We start from the raw sequence: 26219 nt of genomic DNA on the forward strand, positions 1-26219 counted from the left end.
ACCCGTTCATCCTATCTGCCCACCCCCGATCAACCTGCCCGCATCCTTGCCGATCGCTTCGGCATTGTCCGCGTTTGCGATGGCGCCGCGAAGCGCTTTCTGCCGTTCATCGCCCCATTCCCGCATCGTAGCGCGGCGATGGCGGCAGCAAGTATCGCATCGTGGCGCTTTTCCGGCGCGATCGCATCGAACGACGCGGCTGCGCGGCACCCGCTGCTTTCCCGACGCGTCTAGAGAAGGCAGAAGGTGGCGCGGACCGACCATGCGGCCCCGCGATGATAGAAAGGATTCAGGGCATGGCGACGATGCCGGACAATCGGCTGGCGCTGCGGCCGATGCAGGACAGCGACGTGGCGGCCGTGCACGCGCTTTCGAAGGCGGAGCAATGGCCGCACCGTGCCGAGGATCTGCTCGACATGCTGACGGTCGGCCACGGTGTCGTGGCAGAAATGGGCGGCGCGATCGTCGCCAGCACGATGTGGTGGCCCGCCGGGCCGGCGTGCGCGACGCTGGGTATGGTGATCGTCGCGCGCACGCATCGCGGTGCGGGGCTGGGCCGGATCATCATGGAAGCCGCGCTGGACGGCATCGCCGAACAATTCGGTGCGGACGCGACGGTGCTGCTGAACGCCACCGAAGAGGGGTTGCCGCTGTACCGCAAATTGGGCTTCGTCGGCGTCTCCGAGGTGTTGCAACATCAGGGCGCGTCGTTTTCCGCGCCGCTGATCCCGCTGGGCGAGGGCGAGCGGATCCGGCCGCTGGGCGAGCGCGACGCGCCGCTCGTCGCCGCGCTGGTGGCGGCAGCGACCGGGCTGGAGCGCCCGGCGATGATGGGCGTGCTGCTGGACCGCGCGCACGGGGTCGTGCTCGATCGTGAGGGCGAGCTGGACGGCGTGGCGCTGTTCCGGCGCTTCGGGCGCGGCTATGTGATCGGGCCGGTGATCGCGCCCGACCGGACGCGCGCACAGGCGCTGATCGCGCAATGGCTGGGATCGCGCAGCGGCGAATTCACGCGGCTGGACATCACGGGCGACAGCAAGCTGGGCGACTGGCTGGAGGATCTGGGCATCATTCGCGTCGGCCGGGTGGTGACGATGGTGCGCGGCACCGAACCGGTCTGCAGCGATCGCGCGCGGTCGTTCGCGATCGTCAGCCAGGCACTGCTGTGATGGCGCGCGAGGGCGACCTGCTGGTCGAGGCGATGCTGATCGACGGCGCGTGGACGGCGGCGCGCGGCGGCGACACGCTGGAGGTGACCGATCCGGCGACCGGCGCGGTGGTCGGGACGATCCCGTCGGGCGGCGCGGCGGAGGCGGAGGCGGCGATCGCCGCGGCGGCGCAGGCGTTCCCGGCGTGGCGCCGGCGCACCGCCGACGATCGCGCGAACGTGCTGGAGGCGTGGCATGCACTGATCGTCGCGAACACCGCCGAGCTGGCGCGGATCATGACCGCCGAGCAGGGCAAGCCGCTGGCCGAAGCGACCGGCGAGATCGCGTACGCCGCATCGTTCGTCAAATGGTTCGCCGCCGAAGGACGCCGCGTCGCCGGCCACACCATCGCCGCCCCCACCCCCGATCGGCGCATCCTGGCGCTGCGCGAGCCGGTCGGCGTCTGCGCGGCGATCACGCCGTGGAATTTCCCGGCGGCGATGATCACCCGCAAGGTCGCGCCGGCGTTGGCCGCCGGATGCACGGTGGTGGTCAAACCCTCCGAGCTGACCCCGTTTACCGCGCTGGCGCTCGGCAAGCTGGCGCAGCAGGCGGGCTTCCCGGCGGGCGTGCTCAACATCGTCACCGGCCTGCCCGACGGCATCGGCGGCGCGCTGACCGCCAGCCCCGTCGTGCGCAAATTGTCGTTCACCGGCTCGACGCGGGTCGGATCGCTGCTGATGCGGCAGTCGGCCGACACGCTGAAGCGGCTGAGCCTGGAGCTGGGCGGCAACGCGCCCTTCATCGTGTTCGACGATGCCGACGTCGATCTGGCGGTGGCGGGCGCGATGGCCAGCAAGTTCCGCAATGCCGGACAGACTTGCGTGTGCGCCAACCGGTTGCTGGTGCAGGACGGCATCCACGATCGCTTCGTCGCCGCGCTGGGCACGGCGGTGCGTGCGCTGAAGGTGGGCGACGGTCGCACCGAGGGTGTGACGATCGGCCCGCTCATCAACGCCGCGGCGACCGCCAAGGTCGCCGCGCATGTCGACGATGCGCTGGCGCACGGCGCGACGATCGCCGCCACGCCGGACGGCGTGACCGGCGACGACCGCTTCGTGCGCCCGGTGCTGCTGACCGGCGCGACGCCCGACATGCGTCTTGCCAGTGAGGAGACGTTCGGCCCGGTCGCACCGATCTTCCGCTTCGAGCGAGAGGAAGAGGCGGTCGCCCTCGCCAACGCCACGCCGTTCGGGCTGGCGAGCTACTTCTACACCGACGACCTGCATCGCGCTTGGCGCGTCGGCGAGGCGCTGGAGTTCGGGATGGTCGGGCTCAACACCGGTTCTATCGCGATGGAAATGGCGCCGTTCGGCGGGATCAAGGCGTCGGGGCTCGGCCGCGAGGGCGGACGCGAGGGGATCGAGGAATATCTGGAGACGAAGGCCTTTCACTGGGCCGGACTGAAGGGGTTCGGCGCATGAGCGGGCGGTCGTACAAGGTTGCGGTGATCGCCGGCGACGGCATCGGCACCGAGGTGATGCCCGAGGGCGTCCGCGCGCTGGAAGCCGCAGCGGCGCGGTTCGGCTTTGCCGTGGAGCAGCAATGGCACGATTTCGCCTGCTGCGACTATTATGCGCGGCACGGCCAGATGATGCCCGACGACTGGAAGGATCGGATCGGCGCGGTCGACGCGATCTTCTTCGGTGCGGTCGGCTGGCCGGAGACGGTGCCGGACCATATCTCGCTGTGGGGATCGCTGATCCAGTTCCGGCGCGAATACGACCAGTATGTCAACCTGCGCCCGGCGCGGCTGATGCCCGGCGTCCCCTGCCCGCTCGCGGGGCGTGGGCCGGGCGACATCGACATGATGATCGTGCGCGAAAATACCGAAGGCGAATATTCGGCGATCGGCGGCACCGCCTTCCCCGGCACCGATCGCGAGGTGGTGCTGCAGGAAACCGTGATGACCCGCTTCGGCACCGATCGCATCCTGCGCTACGCGTTCGAACTGGCGCAGACGCGGCCGAAGAAGCACCTGACCTCCGCCACCAAATCGAACGGGATCGCGATCACGATGCCGTGGTGGGATGCGCGGGTGGAGGAGATGGCGAAAAACTATCCCGACATCCGCACCGACAAATATCACATCGACATCCTGTGCGCACAGTTCGTGATGAACCCCGACCGCTTCGACACGGTGGTGGCGTCCAATCTGTTCGGCGACATCCTCTCCGATCTCGGCCCCGCGTGCACCGGCACGATCGGGATCGCGCCGTGCGGGAACATCAATCCCGACCGCTCGGTCCCGTCCTTGTTCGAGCCGGTGCACGGATCGGCCCCCGACATCGCCGGACAGGGCATCGCCAATCCGGTCGGGCAGATCTGGTCGACGGCGATGATGCTCGACCATCTCGGCGAACGTGACGCCGGCGCGACGATCGTCCGCGCGATCGAAACGGTGCTGGCGACCCCGGCGGGGCGGACGCGCGATCTGGGCGGCACCGCCTCGACCGCCGACTGCGGCCGCGCGATCGCCGCGGCGATCTAGATCATGATGACGGCAGGTCGAACATATCGTTCGTCATTGCGAGCGTAGCGAAGCAATCCAGGGCGTCCTGGTCCGACCCTGGGTCGCTTCGCTACGCGCGCAATCACGGATCAAGTTTATGTCATCACGCGCCAGATCGGATCACCTGCCTTTCTCAGTCATCCCGGCGACGACGATGACGGTATAGCGATCGGGACCCCGGGGTTTCGCAAGATCGAACGCGCGGCATAATCTGCTGCCCTTCGCGCGACAACGGTAGCGTCGGGCGAATGTCGGCCACGGTTCGGGACGGGCGCGCGCCGCCTGCCGCTAGGATCGTCACCGTAACCTACGGGACGATCCATGCAGCTGAACTCTCTGATCGACAGCGATCGACGCCACCTGATCCATCCGGTCAGCGCCTATCGCGCGCACGAGGCGCGCGGTGCGACGGTGCTGACCGGGGGCAACGGCATGTACCTGACCGACAGCGAGGGCAACCGCTTGCTCGACGCCTTCGCAGGCCTGTGGTGCGTCAACATCGGCTATGGCCAGGACAGCGTCGTCGCGGCCGCCGCGGAGCAGATGCGGCGCCTGCCCTATGCCACCGGCTATTTCTCCTTCGCCAGCGAGCCGGCGATCCTGCTGGCGCAGCGGCTGGCCGAGCTGTCACCGACGGGGCTGGAGCGCGTCTATTTCACGCTTGGCGGGTCGGATGCGATCGACTCGGTGGTACGGTTCGTCACGCATTACTTCAACGCGACCGGGCGGCCGAACAAGAAGCAGATGATCGCGCTCGACAAGGGCTATCACGGCTCGTCCTCGAACGGCGCCGGGCTTACCGGGCTGCCGGCCTTCCACCGGCAGTTCGACGTGCCGCACGCGTGGCAGCATCATATCCCCGCCGCCTATCCCTATCGCAGCGCCGCCGGTGACGATCCGCAGGCGGTGATCGACCTGTCGGTGGCGCAATTGCGCGCCAAGGTCGCCGAACTGGGTGCGGAGAATGTCGCGGCCTTCTTCGCCGAGCCGGTACAGGGATCGGCGGGCGTGATCGTGCCGCCGAAGGGCTGGCTGAAGGCGATGCGCGCGGTTTGTACCGAGCTGGACATCCTGCTGGTCGCCGACGAGGTCATCACCGGCTTCTGCCGCACCGGGCCGCTGTTCGCGTGCGAGAGCGAGGGCGTCACGCCGGACCTGATGACCGTCGCCAAGGGGCTGACCGCCGGCTACGCGCCGATGGGCGCGGTGTTGATGACCGAGCAGGTCTATGCCGGGATCGCGGACGGCCCGGACAATCACCTGCCGATCGGCCACGGCTTCACCTATTCGGGGCATCCGGTCAGCGCCGCGGTCGGGCTGGAGGTGCTGCGGCTGTATACCGAGGGTGGGATCATGGCGAACGGGCTGGAACGCGGGCCGCAACTGGCCGCGGGGCTGGCCGCGCTGGCGGATCATCCGCTGGTCGGCGACGTGCGCAGCGCCGGGATGCTGGCGGGGATCGAGCTGGTCGCCGACAAGGCGAACCGTACCCGCTTCGACACCGCACTGAACATCTCGGACCGGCTGTCACGCGCCGCTTACAAAAATGGCCTCATCTTCCGTGCCTTTGCCGATGGTACGATCGGGCTGGCACCGGCGATCTCGTGCGATGCCGACGATATGGAGCAGCTGCTGACGCGGCTGGGCAAGACACTTGACGATGTGCTGGCGCAGGATGAGGTACGCGCTGCAATCGTGTAGAACGATCCCGTCCGCCTGCTGGAGACATATGCGACGATGAGCCTGGCACCGAAACTCGACCGACTGGATTTCAAGATCCTCGCGCATTTGCAGCGCAACGGACGGGTGACGAACGTCGAACTGGCCAATGCGGTGGGATTGTCGCCCAGCCCGTGCCTGTCACGGGTCAAGCGGCTGGAGAACAGCGGCTATATTACCGGCTATGGCGCGCATATCGCGCTCGCCAAGCTGGGCTCGACGTTGACGGTGTTCACCGAGGTGACGCTGAAGGACCATCGCAGCGGCGACTTCTCGCGCTTCGAACAGCGCGCGCGCAACGTCCCCGAGATCGTCGAATGCCATCTGGTCAGCGGCGGCTACGATTATCTGGTCCGCTTCATTGCGCGCGACGTCGGCCATTATCAGGAAACGATCGAGGCGATCCTGGAGGCGGACTTCGGAATCGAAAAGTATTTCAGCTACATCGTCATCAAGTCGCCGATCATCAAACGCTACGATCCGATCGACAGCCTGTTCGTCGACCGCTTTTCCTGATCAGCGCGGAGCCGTACATGCGGATCGACACGACCCCGATCGATGCCCTCCTGCCCGACCTGATCGCGCTGCGCCGCGATCTGCATGCGCATCCCGAACTGGGGTTCGAGGAGCATCGCACCGCCGGGATCGTCGCCGATGCGTTGCGCGCGATCGGGCTCGAGGTGACGACCGGCGTCGGCGGCACCGGCGTGGTCGGCACCTTGCGCAACGGCGCCGGGAACGGCGCGCTGGGGTTCCGGGCCGATATGGACGCCCTGCCGTTCGCGGAGCAGACCGGCCTGCCCTACGCCAGCACGCGCGCGGGCGTCTTCCACGGCTGCGGCCACGACGGGCACACCGCGACATTGCTGGGCGCGGCACGGCATCTGGCGGCGACCCGCGCGTTTTCGGGCACGGTGCACTTCATCTTCCAGCCGGCCGAGGAGGGTCTGGGCGGCGCGGGCGCGATGGTGCGCGACGGGCTGTTCGAACGCTTCCCATGCGACCGGGTGTTCGCGCTGCATAACTGGCCCGACCTGCCGCTGGGCGCGGCTCGCACCCGCGCCGGGCCGATCATGGCCTCGGCGGACAAGTTCGAGATCACGCTCACCGGTCGCGGCGGCCACGCCGCAATGCCGCACCAGACCCCCGACGCGATCCTGGCGGCGAGCGAGCTGGTCCAGCAGCTCAACACGATCGTCGCGCGCCGCGTCGAGGCGACCCAGTCCGCGGTACTATCGGTGACGAAAATTGCGGGCGGTCATGCGCATAACGTGTTGCCGGCATCGGTTTCGATCATGGGAACGGTGCGGACGTTCGACGCGGCGGTGCAGGACCGGATCGAGGCGTCGATCCGCGCGATGGCCGCGGGAGTGGCGCTGTCGAGCGAAACCGAGGTCTCGGTCGACTACATCCGTTACTATCCGGCGACGATCAACGACAGCGCTGCCGTCGACTGCGCGCTCGCGGCGGCGCGCGCGGTGTGCGACGATGTCGCGGTGTCGCCGGTCCCGGCGTTCACGTCGGAGGATTTCGCGTTCATGCTGCGCGAGCGGCCGGGCGCCTATCTGTGGCTGGGGCAGGCCGACGCCGAGCATCGCGCGCCGCTGCACCACCCGTCCTACGACTTCAACGAGCGGGCGCTGCCGCTGGGGATCGCGTGGTTCACCGCGCTGGCGGAGCAATTGCTGCCGCGCGAGTGACGCGGCATTTCATGCGTCGGCGCGCTTCATTTCATTTCCGCGACAGTCCCGCACCGGCGCCATTCGCAACAAAATGCTTTCGGCGGCGCGCATAGTGGTCAAGCCGAAGACGCTCCTTCGCACAGCGGACCTTCAGACGCTTCCCCACGGGGAAAGTTCCGAACAGAGTTTCGCGGCAGAGCGGGCGCAGGAGGACGGCACGGCCACCACTTTCCCTGGGGGAATATTCGATGACCTACCGCAACCTGCTCCTGCTCGGCGCCGCACTGGCCGCTACCGGGATCGCGATGCCCGCCGCGGCGCAGGAGCTGCCCGCCGCCCCGCCGCAGCGCGACGTGACCACCACCGCCGACACGACCGGCGCGGAGGCGACGCAGGCGGACGTGACGGTCACCGCGCAGCGCCAGCAATATGTCAGCCAGGTGCCGACGATCGAGGTGCCGCAAAGCATTCAGGTGCTGTCGGGCGAGACGCTGCGTGCCGCCGGCATCACCCGGCTCGACAATGCCCTTGATTTCGCCAGCGGCATTTCGCGCCAGAACAATTTCGGCGGGCTGTTCGACAGTTTCGCCTGTCGCGGCTTTGCGGGCGACGAGAACACCGCCAGCAACTATCTGGTCAACGGCTTCAACGCCGCGCGCGGCTATGGCGGCGCGCGCGATACGTCGAACATCGACCGCGTCGAGATCCTGAAGGGCCCGCAATCGGCGCTGTTCGGACGCGGCGAGCCGGGCTGCACGATCAACATCGTATCCAAGAAGCCGTATTTCGAGGCCGGCGGCAGCGCGACGCTGTCGGGCGGCAGCTTCAACACCTTTCGCAGCGAGGGCGACGTCAACGTGCCGCTATCGCAGCATCTGGCGGTGCGCGTAACCGGTGCGGCGGAATCGGGTGACAGTTTCCGCGACACGATCAGCACCAAGAAATACACGATCACGCCATCGGTGCTGGCACGGCTGGGGTCGGACACGTCGCTGTCCTACGAGCTGGAATATATTCATCAGGACGTACCGTTCGATCGCGGCATCGTCGCGGTGAACGGCAATCTGAAGACGATCCCGCGCACGCGCTTCCTCGGCGAGCCCGGCGACGGCCCGATCCGCATCCGTGCGCTGGGGCATCAGGCGCAGTTGCAGCACGATTTCAGCGACGCCTGGTCGCTGATCCTGGGCGTCGGCTACCGCGACACCGAGTTCAAGGGCTTGTCCAGCGAGGCCGAACTGGCCGCCGGCCGCCAGAAGATCTACAGCGACGGGCAAACGCTTTCGCGCATCCGGCGCCGGCGCGATTACAGCACCACCGACCTGACCGTCCGGGGCGAGCTGAGCGGAAAGTTCGAGACGTTCGGGATGACGCACCACATGATCGTGGGCGCCGACTGGGACGATTTCGAGATGACGGTGATCCAGGGACGCTACCGTCCCCCAGCGATCGCCGCGCAGACGAGCGCGACGATCGGCAACAGCATCAACATCTTCGCACCCGCCTATGGCAAATTGCCGACGACGGTCACCTTCCAGAACTACACGGAACGCCAATATTCCTACGGCCTGTACGTGCAGGACCAGATCGACGTCACCGATCAGCTGAAGCTGCGCGCCGGGGTCCGCTACGACGATTTCGAGCAGATCATCGACAATCGCATCAACGCCACCCGTACCGGGCAGCAGAAGACCGCCGTCAATCCGCAGGTCGGCATCGCCTTCGTCGCGTCGGACGCGGTGTCGTTCTACGCCAATTACGGCGAGGGCTTCCGCCCGAACACCGGCACGTCGTTCACCAACGACCCGTTCACCCCCGAACAGACCAAATCCTATGAGGTCGGCGTCAAGGTGGCGCTGCTCGACGGGCATCTGACCGGCACGCTGGCCGGGTTCAAGACCGACAAGACCAACGTGCTCAGCGCCGATCCGGTCAATTCCGGCTTCTCGCTCGCCGTCGGCAAGGCGCGCAGCAAGGGCATCGAATTCGAGATGTCGGGCAAGCTGCCCGCCGACTTCCGCGTGCAGCTGAATTATTCCTACATCGACGCCGAAGTGGCGATGGATGCGCTCGACCCCAATTTCGGCTTCTCGCTGCGCAAGGGCGATCCGCTCATCAACATCGCGCCGCACAGCGGCAGCGCGTTGCTGTTCAAGGATTTCGATCTGGGCGGCGCGGCGGTGACGCTGGGCGCGGGCGTCAATTACGTCGGCAAGCGGCTGGGCGAAACCGGGTTCAAGTTCGCGGACGGCTCGTTCTTCTACCTGCCATCCTATACGCTGACGCGCATCATGGCGTCGATCTCGCCGACCGAGCACATCAAGCTGTCGGGCGAAGTGACCAACGTCTTCGACAAGGAATATTTCGCCAGCTCCTATTCGCGGCTGTGGATCGCGCCGGGCGCGCCCCGCCAGTTCATGCTGCGCGCGGGCTATACGTTCTGACCGGTCAGGCCCCCGAGGTTCTGCTGCACGTCGGCAGCCCGGCGCGCGGCGCGCGGTGGCAGGAACTGCTGCCCACGCTGGTGTCGGGCCTGATCGTCCGACAATGGCCCGACGTCGGCGACCCGGCCGCGATCCGCTACGTCGCGGCCTGGGCCCCGCCCGCCGGCCTGCTGGCATCGCTGCCGCATCTGGAGGTCGTCTTCTCGGTCGGCGCGGGCGTGGACCATCTCGATCTGTCGGACGTCCCCGCGCACGTACCGGTGGTGCGGATGATCGAGCCGGGGCTGGTGCGCGGGATGGAGGAATATGCCGTCTTCGCGGTACTGGCACTGCATCGCGGGATGTTGGGGCATATCGCGCAACAGCGGCAGGGAGCGTGGGGCGACGCCGACCCGGTCACGGCGACCCCGGCGCGTCGCATCGGCATCTTCGGGCTGGGCGCGATCGGCGGCGCGGTGGCCGCGCGGCTCGCCTCGTTCGACTTCGCGGTGGCGGGCTGGAGCCGATCGCCCCGCAGCATCGACGGCGTCGAAACCTTTGCGGGTGACGCGACGCTCGCGGCGTTCCTCGCGCGCACCGACATTCTGGTGAACGTGCTCCCGCTGACGGACGCGACGCGCGGCATCATCGGCGCGGCGACGCTCGCCCGGCTGCCGCGCGGCGCAGGGCTCGTGAACATCGGGCGCGGCGGGCATGTCGACGAAGCCGCGCTGCTGTTGGCGCTCGACAGCGGGCACGTCGGCGGCGCGATCCTCGACGTGACCTCGCGGGAGCCGCTGCCTGCCGGGCATCCCTTCTGGCAGCATCCCCGTGTCCTGCTGACGCCGCACATCGCCGGGACGACCGACGTGAGCGGCGGCGCGGCGGCGATCGCCGAGCAGATCCTGCGCCACCGACGCGGTGACGCGCTGACCGGCGTCGTCGATCGACAGGCGGGCTATTGATGGCGCCATCTGCCTTGCTGCACCGCCGCACATCCTTTAGTCTGTCGCTCGTGACCGCGCGTCGATCCCGATCCGCCCTCATGGCGGCGCTGCTGGCATTGCTTGCGATGCTGGGGGTGGCCGCGCTGTCGGGCTGGGATGGCGCCACCTTCCACGCCGACGATCCGATCCATGCCGCATCGGTGCGCCACGACCGGATCGACGACATCCGTCGCGATCCCGATGGTGCGGTGCATCTCGCCGCGCATGCGACCGGACATGGCATCGCGATCCCGAACGATGCCGTAACGCCGACGCCGCCGCTCGAAACGCAAGTGGCGTGGACCCCGGGCGTCGCGATCTTCGGGCCGGGGCTGACCGACGCGTCGCTGTTGCGCCCGCCCCGCGGCTGAGCCGGCGCGCGCCGCGTGACGGCGCGCCGGTTCACTCGGGCAGGACAATCGACATGAACGGTTTTACGGGCCGGCGCGGGTTTGCGCTGGCCGGCACGCTGGCGGCGCTTGCGCTGGCCGGCACGGCGGCGGCGGACCCCGCCCCGCCCTTTGCGCAACTGCTGCGCCGCGCGGCGGAAACGCCGCGGGTGACGGCGCTGGAGGCGGACGTCGCGCAGGCCGAGGGCTTGGCCGCGCAGGGTGGCGTGCGCCCCAATCCGACGATCAGCGTCTATGGGGAGAATTTCGGCGGCTCGTCCCCCTATGGCGGGTTCGCGCGCACGGAGACGACGCTGCAACTCAACCAGCCAATCGAGTTGGGCGGCAAACGCGCAGCACGGATCGCCGCGGGGCGCGCAGGCATCGCGGCGGCGCAGGCGTCGGGCCACGCGGGGCGGCTCGCCTATGCCTATGATCTCGCGCGCGCTTACGGTGCGGCAGAGGTTGCGATCGGCCGCATCGCGCTGGCGCAGGACGAGGTCGAGGAATCCACCGCCGTCCTGTCGGTCGCGCGTGCGCTGGTCAGCGCCGGCAAGGAGGCGCGGCTGCGGCAATTGCAGGCCGAAACCGAAGTCGATGCGATGCAGGCGATGCTGGAACAGGCCAAAGCGGAAAGCGTCGCCGCGCTGGCGCACCTGTCCGCGCTCGCGGGATCGGAGACGAGCTGGACCGCGCTGTCGGAATCTTTGCTCGACCGGCTCGACGCGCGTCCGCGCACCGGGCCGCTCGATCCGATGCAGGAGGCCGGCTACCGCGCCGCGGAGGCCCGCCGCGAGGCTGCCGCGCAACGCGTAGTGGTGGAGCGGACCCGCGCAGTGCCCGATCTCAACGCGCAGATCGGGGTGCGGCGGCTGGAGGCCGACAATGCCACCGCGCTGGTCGCGGGCGTGTCGTTGCCGCTGCACGTCTTCGATCGCAACCGCGGCAACATCGCCGCTGCGCAGGCCGAGCTCCGCGCTGCCGAGGCACGCGCCGCTGCCGCGCGGCTGGAGGCGCAGGCGCAGACGCGCGCCGCGCAGGGGCTGGTCGACGCCACCGACCGGCGCGCTGCCGCGGCGAAGCGGACGATGGCGACTGCGGAGGAAACCTACCGGCTGGCAAGGGTCGCTTACGAGGCCGGCAAGTCGCCGCTGATCGAACTGCTGAACGCCCGCCACGGGCTGGGTGCGGCGCGCGGGGTCGTGCTCGACGCCGCCGCCGCCCGGCTGGAGGCACGCGCCACTCTCGCCCGTTTGTCGGGCACCACGATTACCGGAGAACCGGTCCAATGAACGACAAGAACCGCCTGTATGCCGGCGCCGCGATCGGACTGGTCGCCGCCGCCGCGCTCGGGTTCGGCGCCGCGCGCCTGACCACCCCCGCCCCGCCCGCGCCCGAGCGCCCGGTCGAGGAAGCCAAGGCGCCCGACAACGCCGTCGCGATCACCGCGCAAGGGATCGCCGCCTCCGGGATCGCGGTCGCGCCCGCCGCGTCGGGAGAACTCGACGCCGCCGTGCCCGCCGCCGCGACCGTCGCCGCCACGCCCGATGCGGAGGCGGTGCTCACCGCCCGCGCCGCGGGCACCGTCACGCGCATTCTGAAGCGGATCGGCGACAGCGTGGGAGCCGGCGAGACGATCGCGCTGGTCGAAAGCCGCGACGCCTCGACGATCGCGGCGGATCGCAGCGCCGCCGCCGCGCGCGTGACGCTCGCCGCGCGGCAACTGGCGCGCGAACGCGGCTTGCTCGCGCAAGGCGTCAGCCCGCGCGCCGATGTCGAGGCCGCGCAGGCCAATCTGGCGATGGCGCAGGCCGAGGCGGGACGCGCCAGCGCCGCCGCCGGGGCCGCGCGCGTCACGCGCGACGGACGATCGGTGGCGGTCGTCGCCCCGATCGGCGGGCGGATCACCGCGGCCCCCGCGCACCTCGGCCAATATGTCGCCGCCGAGACAGAGCTGTTCCGCGTCGCCGATCCGCGCCGCGTGCAGATCACCGCCAGCCTGCCGCCTGTCGATGCCGGCCGGGTGCGCGATGGCGACCGGGTGGAGCTGACCACCAACGACGGCCGCGTCGTGGCCGGGCGGGTCCGCTCGGCGACCGGCGTGGTCGACCCCGAAACGCGCGCGGCGACGGTGGTGATCGTGCCGACCGGCGGCGGCAGCACGCTGGCGCCGGGTCAGTCGGTGCAGGCGCGGATCTTCGCCAGCGGCGGCGCGCGCCACGACGGCGTGATGGTGCCGCAGGAGGCGGTGCAGACGATCGGCGACCAGAGCGTCGTCTTCGTCCGCACCGCCGCCGGCTTCCGTGCGCAGCCGGTGCAGGCCGGCGGGCGCAGCGGCGGGATGGTCGCGATCACCAGCGGCCTGCGCGCCGGCACGGTGATCGCCACCGACAATGCCTTTCTGCTGAAGGCCGAACTCGGCAAGAACGAAGGGGGCGAGGAATGATCGCCCGCATCATCGGCGCATCGGTCCGCGGCCGCTGGATCGTCGCCTTCCTCACGCTGTGCGTCATCGCGTTCGGCGCGTGGCAGATCACCAGATTGCCGATCGACGCGGTGCCCGACGTGACCAACCGCCAAGTGCAGATCAGCACCTTCGCCCCGACGCTGGGCCCGGTCGACATCGAGAAGCAGGTCACCTTCCCGGTCGAAACCGCGCTGGCCGGCATTCCGGGGCTGGAGATGACGCGATCGCTGTCGCGCAACGGCTTCAGCCAAGTGACGGCGGTGTTCACCGACGCGACTGACATCTATTTCGCGCGCGCGCAGGTGACCGAGCGGCTGGCGCAGGCGCGCGACGCGCTGCCCGCGAACATCCAGCCGCGGCTCAGCCCGCTCGCCACCGGGCTGGGCGAAATCTTCATGTATTCGGTCGCGTTCCGCCATCCCGACGGCAAGGGCGACGAGCATCGCCCCGGCAAGGCTGGCTGGCAGCCCGACGGCAGCTACCTGACCCCGGAGGGCGAGCGGCTGCGCACCGAGCTGGAGAAGGCCGCCTATCTGCGCACCGTGCAGGACTGGATCATCCGCCCGCAGATGCGCGCGGTCGACGGCGTCGCCGGGGTCGATTCCAACGGCGGCTATGTGAAGCAATATGTCGTCGAGCCCAATCTGAACGCGCTGGCGACCTATGGCCTGTCGGTCACCGAACTGGCCGACGCGCTGGAACGCGCCAACCTGTCCGCCGGGTCGAACTACATCCGCCGCGCGGGCGAGAGCTTTCTGGTGCGCGCCGACGCGCGGCTGAAATCGGTGTCGGACATCGAGGACGCGGTGGTCGCGACCCGCGGCGGCAATCCGGTGCGCGTCCGCGACGTTGGGCAGGTGGTGATCGGCGGCACGGTGCGCACCGGATCGGGCAGCCTCATGGGATCGGAGGCGGTGATCTCGACGATCCTGATGCTCACCGGCGAGAACAGCCGCATCGTCGCGACGCGCGTCGCCGACAAGCTGGTCGAGATCAACCGCGCCTTGCCGCCCGACGTGATGGCGGAGCCAGTCTATAACCGCTCCAAGCTGGTCAACGCGACGATCGCGACGGTCGAGAAGAACCTGATCGAAGGCGCGTTGCTGGTGATCGTGGTGCTGTTCCTGCTGCTGGGGAACGTGCGCGCCGCGCTCATCACCGCGGCGGTGATCCCGATCACGATGCTGATGACCGCATCGGGGATGAACGCGCTGGGCGTATCGGGCAATCTGATGAGCCTGGGCGCGCTCGATTTCGGGCTGATCGTCGACGGCGCGGTCATCATTGTCGAAAATGCGCTGCGCCGGCTGGCCGAGCGGCAGGAACATCAGGGCCGGCTGCTGACCCGGCCCGAGCGGATGGAGGAGACCACCCTCGCCGCGCAGGAGATGGTGAAGCCGACCGTCTATGGACAGGCGATCATCTTCCTCGTCTTTGTGCCGTTGCTGACCTTTCAGGGCGTGGAGGGCAAGACCTTCGCGCCGATGGCGATCACGCTGATGGTGGCGCTGGCGTCCGCCTTCGTGCTGTCGCTGACCTTCGTGCCGGCGATGATCGCGCTGGTCATCACCGGCAAGGTCAGCGAGACCGAGGTCAGGCCGATCCGCTGGTTCAAGGCGCGCTACGCACCGCTGCTGGTGCGCGCGGTGGCGCGGCCGGCGCCGTTCATCGCCGCGGGTGCGGGCGTGTTCCTTGCCGCGGTGCTGCTGTTCGGCGCGCTGGGGGAGGAATTCATCCCGCAGCTCGACGAAAAGGACATCACCGTCACCAATTTCCGCATCCCCTCCGCATCGATCGATCAGTCGACGCAAATGCAATTGCGGATCGAGGATGCGCTGAAATCGCTGCCTGAGGTAGCGTTGGTCTTCTCGAAGAACGGCAACGCCGATCTCGGCACCGATCCGATGCCGCCCAACGCCTCCGACACCTATGTCATACCCAAGCCGCAGAGCGAATGGCCGGCCGGCGTCGACAGCAAGGCCGACGTGCTGGCGCGGATCGAGGCGCGGATGAAGCCGCTGATCGGCAACCGGACCGAGATCCAGATGCCGATCCAGATGCGCTTCAACGAGCTGATCGCAGGCGTCCGCTCCGACGTGGCGATCAAATTGTACGGCGACGATCTGGAAGCGATGACGCAGGAGGCGGCGCGGATCGCCGATACGCTGCGCCGCATCCCCGGATCGGCGGACGTGCAGGCCGAACAGACCGATGGCGCGCCGACCTTCGACATCCAGGTCGATCGACAGGCGGCGGGGCGCTACGGCCTGCCGGTCGAGGAGGTGGCCAGCACCGTCGCCGCCGCGCTGGGCGGGCGCGCGGCGGGCGTGCTGTTCGAGGGGGATCGCCGCTTCGACGTCGTCGTGCGGCTGCCCGATGCGCAACGTGACGATATCGAGGCGCTGGGCGCGATCCCGGTGATGCTCCCCGCCGAACCGGGCCAAGCCGCACGCTCGATCCCGCTGCGCGAGGTGGCGCGATTCCGCTATACCGAGGGGCTGAACCAGATCAGCCGCGAGAACGGCAAGCGGATGGTCGTCGTGCAGACCAACGTCCGCGGGCGCGATCTAGGCGGGTTCGTCGCGAAGGCGCAGGACAAGGTCGGGCGGCTGAAATTGCCGCCGGGCATGTACGTCGACTGGGGCGGCACGTTCGAGAGCCTGCAATCGGCGCGCACGCGGTTGCTGATCGTCGTGCCGATCTGCTTCGTCGGTATCTTCGCGCTGCTGTATCTCGCCCTTGGCGGATGGGTGCCGGCGGCGATCGTGTTCAGCGCGGTGCCGATGGCGCTGGCGGGCGGCGTATTCGCGTTGCTGCTGCGTGGCATCCCCTTCTCGATCACCGCCGCGGTCGGGTTCATCGCGCTGTCGGGGGTCGCGGTGCTCAACGGACTGGTGATGATGAGCGCGATCCGCAAACGCCGCGACGATGGCGAGGAAGAGGATGCCGCGATCGTCGGCGGCGCGATGGAGCGCGTCCGCCCGGTCCTCATGACCGCGCTGGTGGCGAGCCTCGGCTTCGTGCCGATGGCGCTGGCGACCGGCACCGGCGCGGAGGTCCAGCGCCCGCTGGCCACCGTGGTGATCGGCGGGCTGATCACCTCCACCGCGCTGACCCTGCTGGTGCTGCCCGCGATCACCGCGGCGATGAGCCGGATGGCGCGACGGAAGCGACCCGCCTCGATCATGATGACGTAAGGTGCGTAATATGGTTCGTCATTGCGAGCGTAGCGAAGCAATCCAGGACGTCCTGGTCCGGCGCTGGATTGCTTCGCTACGCTCGCAATGACGGATCGAGTTGACGTTATCACGCTCGAGAATGTGATCCGTCCCTGCTGAAGCGCCACCCCCGGCAAGCCGCGTGGATCAAACGCCGGGATCGACCATGCGGCAGCTTGTATCGCCGCCGCACGCTTCCGCCGCATGACTTCGTGCGGCAAAGGCGTGATACGGCCGATGTTGCCACGGGTTCAGCATCATAAGAACAGGGTCGGCACCGATCGTCGAGCAGGGGACCAAATATGGGCGCAACTATCGCCGCCACGCCGATAACGACCGGGCGCGCTTCCGCCACGCCGGCCGCCGCGACGCGGCCGCGCTTGCAGAGCATCGATGCGCTGCGTGGGTTGGTGATGGTCGTCATGCTGCTGGATCACGTCCGGGAGACGTGGTTCCTGCATGTGCCGGTGGCCGATCCGATCGACGCGCACACCGCGCCGGTGGCGTTGCTGATCGCGCGGCTGCTAGTTAGCATCTGCGCGCCGGTGTTCGTCGCGCTGACCGGTCTGGGCGTCTATCTGTATCGCGCCAACCACACGCTTGCCGAGACGACGCATTATCTGCTGACCCGCGGCCTCATCCTGATGGCGTTCGATGTCCTCTACCTCTCGGAGCTGTACTGGGGGATCACGACGCCGACGCTGTGGTTGCAGGTGATCTGGTGCATCGGCGTGTGCATGATCGTGCTCGCCGCGCTGATCCGCTTGCCGCACCGGGTGCTGATCGCGATCGGGCTGGTCATCGTGTGCGGGCACAACCTGCTCGATCCGATCCGCTTTCAGCCCGGCGATCCGCTGTTCATCCCTTGGGCATTGCTGCATCAGCGCGACGCGATCGTGCTGCCGATCGGGCTGACCTTGAAGACCACTTATCCGGTGCTCGCCTGGATCGGGGTGATCCTGCTCGGCTACGGGATCGGACCGTGGTTCCTGCCAAATGTGGACATCCGCACGCGGCAACGTCGCTTGCTGCGACTGGGTGTCGCCATGCTGCTGGCGTTCGTCGCGCTGCGCGCGATCAACGTCTACGGGGACAAGCCGTGGTTCGTCGTCGCGGACAGCCCGGTGCGGACGGTCATGAGCTTCCTGTCGATGACCAAATACCCACCCTCGCTGCTGTTCCTGCTGCCGACGCTCGGCACGGGCGTGTTGTTGCTGGTGGCGTGCGAGCGGTTCCGCGACGCGCGGATCACGCCCGCGCTGGCGGTGTTCGGCGCCGCGCCGATGTTCTTCTACCTGTTCCACCTCACCATGCTGCGCATCCTGTATCACGGCGCGCTGGCGATCTTCGGGCCGAACCAGGGGACGGTGTTCGGCGTCGGCAACTATGGCTGGGTGCTGCTGTGGTACGTCGCGCTGATCGTGCCGCTGTACATCCCGACGGTATGGTTCTCGCGCCTGAAGAAGCGGCGGCGCGACATTACCTGGCTGAAGTATTTCTGATGCCGGGGACGACGCTGGATGCGATCGCCACGCCCGCGCTGATCCTCGACGTCGCGCGCGTCGATCGCAACGTCACCCGGTTGCGCGCGCATCTGACCGATCTCGGCGTGGCGTTCCGTCCGCATTTGAAGACCGCCAAGTCGGTCGACGTCGCGCGGCGGCTGTTCCCCGACGGCTGGGGCCCGATCACCGTGTCGACGCTGGCGGAGGCAGAATATTTCGCCGCGGCCGGCGCAACCGACATCACCTACGCGGTCGGCCTCGCCCCCGACAAGATCGCCCGCGTCGGCGCGTTGGTGGCCGGTGGTGTCGATGTGACGGTGCTGATCGACACCGTCGAACAGGCGCAGGCGCTCGGCGCGGCGGCGCGCGACGGGATCGCAATGCCGGCCGTGCTGATCGAGATCGACTGCGACGGTCATCGGGGTGGCCTGCTGCCCGACGATGCGGTGGTGATCGCGATCGCCGAGGCGTTGCGCGCGGGCGGGATCGAAGTGCGCGGCGTGCTGACCCATGCCGGCGAATCCTATGCCTGCCGCGGCGGCGTCGGTCTGCCCGAGGCGGCCGAGCAGGAGCGCGCCGCAGCGGTCGCGGCGGCGGGCCGACTGCGCGCCCGCGGTTTCGCCGCGCCGGTGGTCAGCGTCGGCTCGACGCCCACCGCGCATTTCGCGCGCATGCTCGACGGCGTTACCGAGGTACGCGCCGGAGTGTTCATGTTCTTCGATCTCGTCATGCACGGCATCGGCGTCTGCGCGGTCGACGATATTGCGGTGTCGGTACTGGCGACGGTGGTCGGCCACCGCGCCGACAAGGGCTGGATCCTCGTCGATGCCGGCTGGATGGCGATGTCGCGCGATCGCGGGACGCAGCGGCATCCGGTCGATCAGGGATATGGGCTGGTGTGCGATATCGACGGCACGCCCTACGGTGACCTGATCGTCGCGGACGCCAGCCAGGAACATGGCATCGTCACCGTTCGGCCGGGCAGCGACGCTACCCTGCCCATGCTGCCGATTGGCACGCGGGTGCGGATCCTGCCCAATCACGCCTGTGCGACGGGCGGACAGCACGATGCCTATCGGGTGGTGGACAGCGGCGGGCGCGACGTGATCGCGACGTGGCCGCGGATGCGCGGGTGGTGACGATGACGGACGCTATCGAACGGATCGCCCCCGCCGGGCTCGCGCCGCCCGCCGGGCACTACAGTCACGCCGTCCGGCACGGCGGGCTGATCCTGACTTCGGGGCAGCTCGGCGCGCGCGCCGACGGCACGCACACCGCCGACCTGCCGTTCGAGGATCAGGCGCGCCAGGCGCTGTCGAACATGCTGGCGGCGGTCGCGGCCGGCGGCGCGGGGCCGCACGACATCCTGAAGGTCACCGCCTATATCGTCGGGGTCGAGAATTGGCCGCGCTTCAATGCCGTCTATGCCGAGTTGCTGGGCGACGCGCGACCGGCGCGCACCGTCGTGCCGGTTCCCGAGCTTCGCTACGGCTATCTGGTCGAGGTCGATGCGATCGCGGTAACTCGCGCATGAAGATGCAATCCTACTGGATCGACACCGCGACGCCGTTCGCCGCCGGGATCGACGCCGGGCCGCAGGGCGAGGCCGACGTGGTGGTCGTCGGTGCGGGCTTCACCGGGCTGTCGGCGGCGCTTGCGCTGGCGAAAAAGGGCGCGAAGGTCGTCGTGCTGGAGGCGGGCAAGGTCGCCAATGCCGCCTCCGGGCGCAACGGCGGCATGTGCAACAACGGCTTCGCGCAGGATTACGGCGGCATGTGCGCGCGGCTGGGCACCGAGCGCGCGAACCTGCTGTACCGCGCGTTCGACGCCGGGGTGGACAAGGTCGAGGCGATCATCGCGCAGGAGGGGATCGACTGCGATTTCCGCCGCGTCGGCAAGCTGAAACTGGCCGCCAAGCCCGCGCATTTCGACAAGCTGGTCCGTTCGCAGGAATTGCTGGCGCGCGAAGTCGATCCCGATACGCGGATCGTCACCCGTGCCGACCTGCGCGACGAAATCGGGTCCGACCGCTATTTCGGCGGGCTGATCTACGAAAAGGGCGCCGGGCTCCATATGGGCCGCTTCGGCCAGGGCATGGCCGAGGCCGCGGCCCGCCACGGCGCGGTCATCCACGAGAACAATCCCGTCACCGGGTTACGCCGGCTGTCCGGTCAGGTGCACGAGGTGGTCACGCCGAAGGGTGCGATCCGCGCAAAGCAGGTGCTGCTGGCGACGGGCACGTCGCGCGTCGGGCCGCTCGGCTGGATCCGGCGGCGCGTCATCCCGGTCGGCGCCTATTTGATCGCGACCGAACCGTTGCCGACCGACTTGCTCGATCGTTTGACCCCGCGGCGACGGATGACCACCGATACGAAGAATTTCGTCGCCTATTTCCGCACCACGCCCGATAATCGCCTGCTATTTGGCGGCCGGGCGCGGTTCTCCAGCCGCTCCGATGCCGCCTCGGATGCACGCAGCGGCGCGATCCTGCGCCGGACGATGGTCGAGGTGTTCCCCGAACTGGCCGATACGCGGATCGATTATTGCTGGGGCGGCATGGTCGACATGACGAAGGACCGCCTGCCCCGCGCCGGCGAACGCGACGGCCTTTTCTATTCAATAGGTTACAGCGGCCACGGCACGCAAATGTCGACCTATATGGGCGCGATCATGGCCGAGGTGCTGGATGGCCGTGCCGAGCTGAACCCGTGGCGCGACTTCGACTGGCCGGCGATCCCCGGCTATTTCGGCCGCCCGTGGTTCCTGCCGATCGTCGGCGCCTACTATCGCTATCAGGATCTCGTTCGATGATCGACGGCGCCGTGCGGCAAGGGCTTTATATCGACGGCGGGTGGCAGGAAGCGTCGGGCACCACGACGCTGCCGGTGGTCGACCCGACCACCGAAGCCGAGATCGCGCAGGTGGCGGCGGGGACGAGCGCCGATCTCGACCGCGCCGTCGCTGCGGCGAAGGCGGCGTTCCCGGCGTTCGCCGCTACGCCGGTCGCCGAGCGCCAGGCGATGCTCGAGCGGATCCACGCGCTGATCCTCGACCGGGCTGAGCCGCTGGCCCGCGTACTGACGCAGGAGATGGGCGCGACCATCACTCATGCGCGCACCGCGCACGTCCCGCTCGCCGCCGCGCATGTCCGCGTCGCGGCCGACCTGCTCGCCGATTATCCCTTTTTGACGATGCAGGGTTCGACCGCGATCGTGCGCGAGCCGATCGGGGTCTGCGCGCTGATCACGCCGTGGAACTGGCCGCTGTACCAGATCACCGCCAAGGTCGCACCGGCGCTGGCGGCGGGCTGCACCGTCGTGCTGAAGCCGAGCGAATTGTCACCGCTCAGCGCGTTGCTGTTCGCGCGGATCGTCCACGACGCCGGGGTGCCGGCCGGTGTCTTCAATCTGGTCAACGGCACCGGTCCGGAAATCGGCGCGGCGATGGCGGCGCACCCCGATGTCGACATGATCTCGATCACCGGATCGAACCGCGCGGGCGTGCTGGTCGCGCAGGCGGCCGCGCCCACCGTCAAGCGCGTCACGCAGGAGCTGGGCGGCAAATCGCCCAACATCCTCCTGCCCGATGCGGACTTCGCGCGGGTCGTCCCGCTGGGGGTGATGACGGCGTTCCGCAACGTCGGCCAGTCGTGCAGCGCGCCGACGCGGATGATCGTCCCCCGCGCGCGGCTCGCCGAGGTGGAGACGCTCGCGCGCGAAACCGCAGCAACGATCGTGGTCGGCGATCCCGCGAACGAGACGACGATGCTCGGCCCGATCGCCAACGCCGCGCAATATGCGCGTGTGCAGGCGATGATCGCCGCCGGCATTGCCGAGGGCGCGACGTTGCTTTGCGGGGGACCGGGTCGCCCCGACGGGCACGAACGCGGCTATTTCGTGCGGCCGACGATCTTCTCCGATGTCGCCACCGCCATGCGGATCGCGCAGGAAGAGATATTCGGCCCGGTGCTCGCGATCCTGCCCTATGACGATGTCGACGAGGCGGTGGCGATCGCCAACGACACCGTCTTCGGGCTCGGCGGGCATGTGCAGGGCACCGACCTCGCCCGCGCCGTCGCGCGCCGCATCCGCACCGGGCAGGTGCACATCAACCATCCCGCCTGGGACCCGCACGCGCCGTTCGGCGGCTACAAGCGATCGGGCAACGGCCGCGAATATGGCGTCTTCGGGTTGGAAGAATTCCTCGAAACCAAGGCCATCCTCGGCTTCGCCTGACCGCCGCCTCCTCTCACACGAGTTTCCTCGATCATGCCCGCACCGCTGCGCATCCTCGCCGGCTCCCCCACCCTTCCCGCCGAGGCCGACGCCGTGGTTATTGGCGCCGGGATCATCGGCAGCTTCGCGGCCTATTATCTGGCCGAACGCGGGCTGAAGGTCGCGCTGGTCGAAAAGGGCGTCGTCGGCGGCGAGCAATCGAGCCGCAACTGGGGCTGGTGCCGCCAGCAGAACCGCGATGCGCGCGAGCTGCCGATCTCCACCAAGAGCCTCGACCTGTGGGAGAAGTTCGAGGCCGACACTGGCGAACGGACCGGCTTCCGCCGCTGCGGCCTGCTCTATCTCAGCGACAGTGAGGCGGAGCTGGCCGGCTGGGCGCGCTGGGGCGAGTTCGCGCGATCGGTCGGCGTCGAAACGCACATGCTGACCGGCGCGGAGGCGACCGCGCGCGCGGCCTTTTCGGGCCGCGCATGGCGGGGTGGCGTCTTCTCGCCCACCGACGGCATCGCCGATCCCGGGCTGGCGGCCCCCGCAGCGGCGGCAGCGCTGATGGCCCGCGGCGGCACCGTTCATCAGGGGTGCGCGGCGCGCGGGATCGAGACGAGCGGCGGCGCGGTCAGCGGCGTCGTCACCGAAAAAGGCACGATCCGCACGAAGATCGCTATCCTGTCGGGCGGCGCATGGGCATCGTCCTTCTGCCATCAACTCGGCATCCGCTTTCCGCAAGCGGCGGTGCGCCAGTCGATCATGGCGGTCGCCAGCGGGCACCTGCCGCTGCCCGACGCGCTCCATACCGCGGCGGTGTCGATCACGCGGCGTGGCGAAGGAGTTCACTCGCTCTCGATCAGCGGACGGGCGCGGGTCGATCCGACCGCGCAATTCGTGCGGTTCAATCGCGAGTTCCTGCCGATGTTCCTCAAGCGATGGCGCAGCCTCGCCCCCGGCGGCTTGCAGGCGATGCGCGCCGGGCACGAAGGCGTGCGGCGCTGGCGCCTCGACCAGCCGACGCCGATGGAGCAGAGGCGCATCCTCGATCCCACCCCGGACATGGCGGCGCTACGCCTGACGCTGAAGCGGGCCATCGATCTCTTCCCGGCGCTGGCGGACGTGCCGGTCGTCGGCCGCTGGGCCGGCTATATCGACAGCACCCCCGACGGCGTCGCGACGATGAGCGAAGTGCCCGCCCTGCCCGGGTTCATCCTGGCGGCGGGCTTCAGCGGCCACGGCTTCGGCGTCGGGCCGGGCGCCGGGCACCTGCTGGCGGACATGGCGACCGGGCAGCAGCCGATCGTCGCTCCGCGCCCCTATGACCTCGCGCGCTTCGATCGGCGCGGGGCGGTCGACGTGGCGAACTTCTGAGCCACTCGACCGTCCCCAATTTCACCCATCGATCGCGCCGCCGCGCTCAGCCGCCGCGCGCCACCTGAAATCCGGCGAAGGACTGGCTCACCGGCATCAACTCAAGCCGATTGATGTTCAGATGCGGCGGCAGCGTCGCAATCCACAATATGGTGGCGGCGATATCGTCGGCGGTCATCGGCGAGGAGCCCCCGTACAGCGTGTCGGACGCCTGCTGGTCGCCGCCGGTGCGCACCAGCGTGAATTCGGTTTCCACCATGCCCGGCTCGATGGTGCTGACCCGAACCCCGGTCCCGTGAAGATCGGACCGAAGGTTCAGCGAAAACTGTTCCACGAACGCCTTGGTGCCGCCGTAGACGTTGCCGCCGGTGTAGGGATAGCTGCCCGCCACCGACCCGATGTTCACGATCGCGCCCTTGCGCGCGATGATCGCGGGCAGCAGGCGGTGCGTGATCGCGACGAGCGCGGTGACGTTGGTGTCGATCATCGTGCGCCACTGCGCGAGATCGGCCTTCTGCGCCGGAACGGTGCCGAGCGCGAGGCCTGCATTGTTCACCAGAAGATCGATGCCGCGGAAGTGCTCGGGCAGCGCGTCGAGCGCGGCGTCGCGCGCGGCATCGTCGCGGACGTCGAACGGCGCGGCGTGCACCCGCTCGCCATGTTCCTCGGTCAGCGCCGCCAGCCGGTCCGCGCGGCGTCCGGTGGCGATCACCTGCCATCCCGCATCGACCAGCGCCTTCGTGGTCGCGCGACCGATGCCCGATGTCGCGCCGGTGACGATCGCTGTCTTCATGGACGATGTTCCTTTTTCCTGGGCGATTCCGCGCCGCCGATGTTGCCGTCGAACCTTCGCGGTGCAAGCGTGACGATCTCGTCACGGTTCGGCGTCCGGACGCGTGACACGCCGGTTCGATCCTGTTGGCGCTTCTCCGAAACAATGTAATGGCTCGGCGAAGTCGGCGGCATGGCGCGGCGCTTACCGTGGACGCTGCAACAGCGCGGGAAATGGCGCTTGCGCCGGCCCCGCCGGATCGCGCAGCGCATTGCGAACTCCCGCGTCGGCGCTGAGCGGGATCGCCATACCATCGGTCTTTTCCAGCAGCGCAAACAATTTGCCGCTCATCCGCTCGGCCAGTTCCTCGTGCCCGGGACGCGCGATCAGGTTGTTGGTCTCGTGCGGGTCCTCGGCGAGATCGTACAACTCGTCGATGTCCCAGATGCCGTGGAAGTGCATGTATTTGTAGCGATCCTCACGCAGCGCATGGACGGTCGGCGTCTGCGGGAAATTGCGCTCCCAATAATATTCGTACAGCAATTCCTGCCGCCACGGCGCATGCGCGTCGCGCGCCAGCGGGAGCGCGTTGCTCCCGGCCATGCCCGCAGGCGCGCGCAGCCCTGCCGCCGCCAGCAAGGTCGGTGCGATATCGATATTCGCCACCACCTGCTCGACGACACTCCCCGCCGGGAACAGCGCCGGACATCGCGCGAGCATCGGAATGCGCATCGATTCCTCGTAAGCGGTGCGCTTGTCGATAAGGCCATGCTCCCCGAACATGAAGCCATTGTCGCCGAGATACAGGATCAGTGTGTCGTCCAGCTCGCCGCGCTTCTCCAGCAGATCCATGATCCGCGCCAGCCCCTCGTCGACCGCCAGCAGCGTCTCCATGTAGCGCTTGTAGTAATCGCCGATGTCGAGCGTGCCGTGATACGGAAAGCCGACCCCGTGCCAGCTGTTGCGCTGGTTCTCGACCCACATCGGCCGCCCCGGCGCGCCCGGCTGCATCGACGCCGGATAGCGGAAGGTTTCCTTGTCGTACCGCCCCTTGTGGCGTTCGGCCGGGATGAATTCGGAATGCACCGCTTTGTGCGCCAGATGCATCATCCACGGACGCCCCGCGGGGCGCTTGCCGATCCAGTCGATCGCGTAATCGGTCAACTCGTCGGTGATATAGCCCTTCTGCGGCACGCGCCGCCCGTCGACGTTCAGCCCGTCGGCGCTTGGTAGATAGCTCCCCTGCCCCTTGAAGCTCACCCAATGGTCGAAGCCGGGCTGCGGCGCGTCGCCCTCGTCGCCCATATGCCATTTGCCGATGAACGCGGTGTCGTAGCCGGCGGCCTGCAGATACTCGGGATAGAAGACCAGCCCCGGCGGGATCGGATGGTTGTTGTCGACCACCTTATGCTGGTGCGCGTACAGCCCGGTGAAGATCGACGCGCGGCTCGGCGAACACAGCGCCGTGGTGACGAAGGCGTTGTGGAAATGCGTGCCCTCGCGCGCCAGCCGGTCCAGCGTCGGCGTGTCGCCGAAATCCTGTGCCTTCATGAACCCCATCGCGTCGTAGCGATGATCGTCGGTCAGCACGACAAGGATGTTGCGCGGCTTCACGCCCGGCAGTCTCGCCAACCGCCGCGAGCGGCGCGGCGCCGCCGCCGCGCCCGCCGCCATCGAATAGAGCCCGAATGCACCGCCGGTCCCGGCCAGCAGCACCCCGCGGCGCGTCGTCTCCTCGCTCATC

At 68.6% G+C, this 26219-nt stretch carries 20 protein-coding genes; 18 read left to right on the plus strand and 2 right to left on the minus strand.

Annotated features, from left to right (window positions below):
* Positions 1-296 precede the first annotated feature (296 nt).
* The 18 genes from SPHPH_RS0107930 to SPHPH_RS0108015 all read left to right on the plus strand — a co-directional run bounded on the left by SPHPH_RS0107930 (position 297) and on the right by SPHPH_RS0108015 (position 23703).
* A complete protein-coding gene (locus tag SPHPH_RS0107930) occupies positions 297-1169 on the plus strand; it encodes a GNAT family N-acetyltransferase (RefSeq protein ID WP_028966225.1) in 873 nt (290 codons plus the stop codon).
* Positions 1169-2632 (plus strand): NAD-dependent succinate-semialdehyde dehydrogenase, encoded by a 1464-nt coding sequence (locus SPHPH_RS0107935; RefSeq protein ID WP_028966226.1) that lies wholly within the window; start codon positions 1169-1171, stop codon positions 2630-2632. Before SPHPH_RS0107930 ends, SPHPH_RS0107935 begins: the two co-directional genes overlap by 1 nt.
* Positions 2629-3699: a tartrate dehydrogenase gene (locus SPHPH_RS0107940; protein ID WP_028966227.1), complete on the plus strand. Its 1071-nt coding sequence runs from the start codon at positions 2629-2631 to the stop codon at positions 3697-3699. The genes SPHPH_RS0107935 and SPHPH_RS0107940 overlap by 4 nt, the downstream gene beginning before the upstream one ends.
* 342 nt (positions 3700-4041) lie before the next feature.
* Positions 4042-5421 carry an aminotransferase class III-fold pyridoxal phosphate-dependent enzyme gene (locus SPHPH_RS0107945; RefSeq protein WP_028966228.1) on the plus strand — a complete coding sequence of 460 codons (1380 nt, stop codon included), beginning with the start codon at positions 4042-4044 and terminating at the stop codon, positions 5419-5421.
* Between the two features lie 36 nt (positions 5422-5457).
* On the plus strand, positions 5458-5955 hold the full coding sequence (locus tag SPHPH_RS0107950) for an Lrp/AsnC family transcriptional regulator (protein WP_028966229.1): 498 nt from the start codon (positions 5458-5460) through the stop codon (positions 5953-5955).
* A gap of 17 nt (positions 5956-5972) precedes the next feature.
* Positions 5973-7139, plus strand: a complete 1167-nt coding sequence (locus SPHPH_RS0107955) for a M20 aminoacylase family protein (RefSeq protein WP_028966230.1) — start codon at positions 5973-5975, stop codon at positions 7137-7139.
* Positions 7140-7369: 230 nt separating this feature from the next.
* The gene (locus SPHPH_RS0107960) at positions 7370-9565 is read left to right on the plus strand and encodes a TonB-dependent siderophore receptor (RefSeq protein WP_028966231.1); all 2196 of its coding nucleotides are present in this window, start codon (positions 7370-7372) and stop codon (positions 9563-9565) included.
* Positions 9508-10509, plus strand: coding sequence for a 2-hydroxyacid dehydrogenase (locus tag SPHPH_RS0107965; protein WP_156025888.1), 1002 nt, complete (start codon positions 9508-9510; stop codon positions 10507-10509). The genes SPHPH_RS0107960 and SPHPH_RS0107965 overlap by 58 nt, the downstream gene beginning before the upstream one ends.
* Positions 10510-10589: 80 nt before the next feature.
* On the plus strand, positions 10590-10901 hold the full coding sequence (locus SPHPH_RS0107970; protein WP_028966233.1) for a hypothetical protein: 312 nt from the start codon (positions 10590-10592) through the stop codon (positions 10899-10901).
* A gap of 53 nt (positions 10902-10954) precedes the next feature.
* A complete protein-coding gene (locus tag SPHPH_RS0107975; RefSeq protein WP_028966234.1) occupies positions 10955-12211 on the plus strand; it encodes a TolC family protein in 1257 nt (418 codons plus the stop codon).
* Positions 12208-13365 carry an efflux RND transporter periplasmic adaptor subunit gene (locus tag SPHPH_RS0107980; protein ID WP_028966235.1) on the plus strand — a complete coding sequence of 386 codons (1158 nt, stop codon included), beginning with the start codon at positions 12208-12210 and terminating at the stop codon, positions 13363-13365. Before SPHPH_RS0107975 ends, SPHPH_RS0107980 begins: the two co-directional genes overlap by 4 nt.
* Positions 13362-16583 carry an efflux RND transporter permease subunit gene (locus SPHPH_RS0107985; protein WP_028966236.1) on the plus strand — a complete coding sequence of 1074 codons (3222 nt, stop codon included), beginning with the start codon at positions 13362-13364 and terminating at the stop codon, positions 16581-16583. The genes SPHPH_RS0107980 and SPHPH_RS0107985 overlap by 4 nt, the downstream gene beginning before the upstream one ends.
* A 323-nt stretch (positions 16584-16906) precedes the next feature.
* Positions 16907-18106, plus strand: coding sequence for an acetyltransferase domain-containing protein (locus SPHPH_RS0107990; protein ID WP_028966237.1), 1200 nt, complete (start codon positions 16907-16909; stop codon positions 18104-18106).
* Positions 18106-19248: an alanine racemase gene (locus tag SPHPH_RS0107995; RefSeq protein WP_028966238.1), complete on the plus strand. Its 1143-nt coding sequence runs from the start codon at positions 18106-18108 to the stop codon at positions 19246-19248. The genes SPHPH_RS0107990 and SPHPH_RS0107995 overlap by 1 nt, the downstream gene beginning before the upstream one ends.
* Positions 19249-19250: 2 nt before the next feature.
* The gene (locus tag SPHPH_RS0108000) at positions 19251-19643 is read left to right on the plus strand and encodes a RidA family protein (RefSeq protein ID WP_051273249.1); all 393 of its coding nucleotides are present in this window, start codon (positions 19251-19253) and stop codon (positions 19641-19643) included.
* Positions 19640-20920: an NAD(P)/FAD-dependent oxidoreductase gene (locus SPHPH_RS0108005; protein ID WP_028966240.1), complete on the plus strand. Its 1281-nt coding sequence runs from the start codon at positions 19640-19642 to the stop codon at positions 20918-20920. Before SPHPH_RS0108000 ends, SPHPH_RS0108005 begins: the two co-directional genes overlap by 4 nt.
* Complete coding sequence (locus SPHPH_RS0108010; RefSeq protein WP_028966241.1) at positions 20917-22344, plus strand: aldehyde dehydrogenase family protein; 1428 nt, start codon at positions 20917-20919, stop codon at positions 22342-22344. Before SPHPH_RS0108005 ends, SPHPH_RS0108010 begins: the two co-directional genes overlap by 4 nt.
* 33 nt (positions 22345-22377) lie before the next feature.
* Positions 22378-23703: an NAD(P)/FAD-dependent oxidoreductase gene (locus tag SPHPH_RS0108015; protein ID WP_028966242.1), complete on the plus strand. Its 1326-nt coding sequence runs from the start codon at positions 22378-22380 to the stop codon at positions 23701-23703.
* A gap of 46 nt (positions 23704-23749) precedes the next feature.
* Here SPHPH_RS0108015 and SPHPH_RS0108020 read toward each other — a convergent pair whose 3' ends face one another.
* Together SPHPH_RS0108020 and SPHPH_RS19170 are read right to left on the minus strand one after the other, a co-directional pair.
* Positions 23750-24496 carry an SDR family NAD(P)-dependent oxidoreductase gene (locus SPHPH_RS0108020; RefSeq protein ID WP_028966243.1) on the minus strand — a complete coding sequence of 249 codons (747 nt, stop codon included), beginning with the start codon at positions 24494-24496 and terminating at the stop codon, positions 23750-23752.
* 183 nt (positions 24497-24679) lie between these two features.
* Positions 24680-26218: a sulfatase family protein gene (locus tag SPHPH_RS19170; RefSeq protein WP_202900649.1), complete on the minus strand. Its 1539-nt coding sequence runs from the start codon at positions 26216-26218 to the stop codon at positions 24680-24682.
* Between the last annotated feature and the right edge of the window lies 1 nt (position 26219).

It is taken from the genome of Sphingomonas phyllosphaerae FA2 (assembly GCF_000427645.1).
Lineage (GTDB): Bacteria > Pseudomonadota > Alphaproteobacteria > Sphingomonadales > Sphingomonadaceae > Sphingomonas > Sphingomonas phyllosphaerae.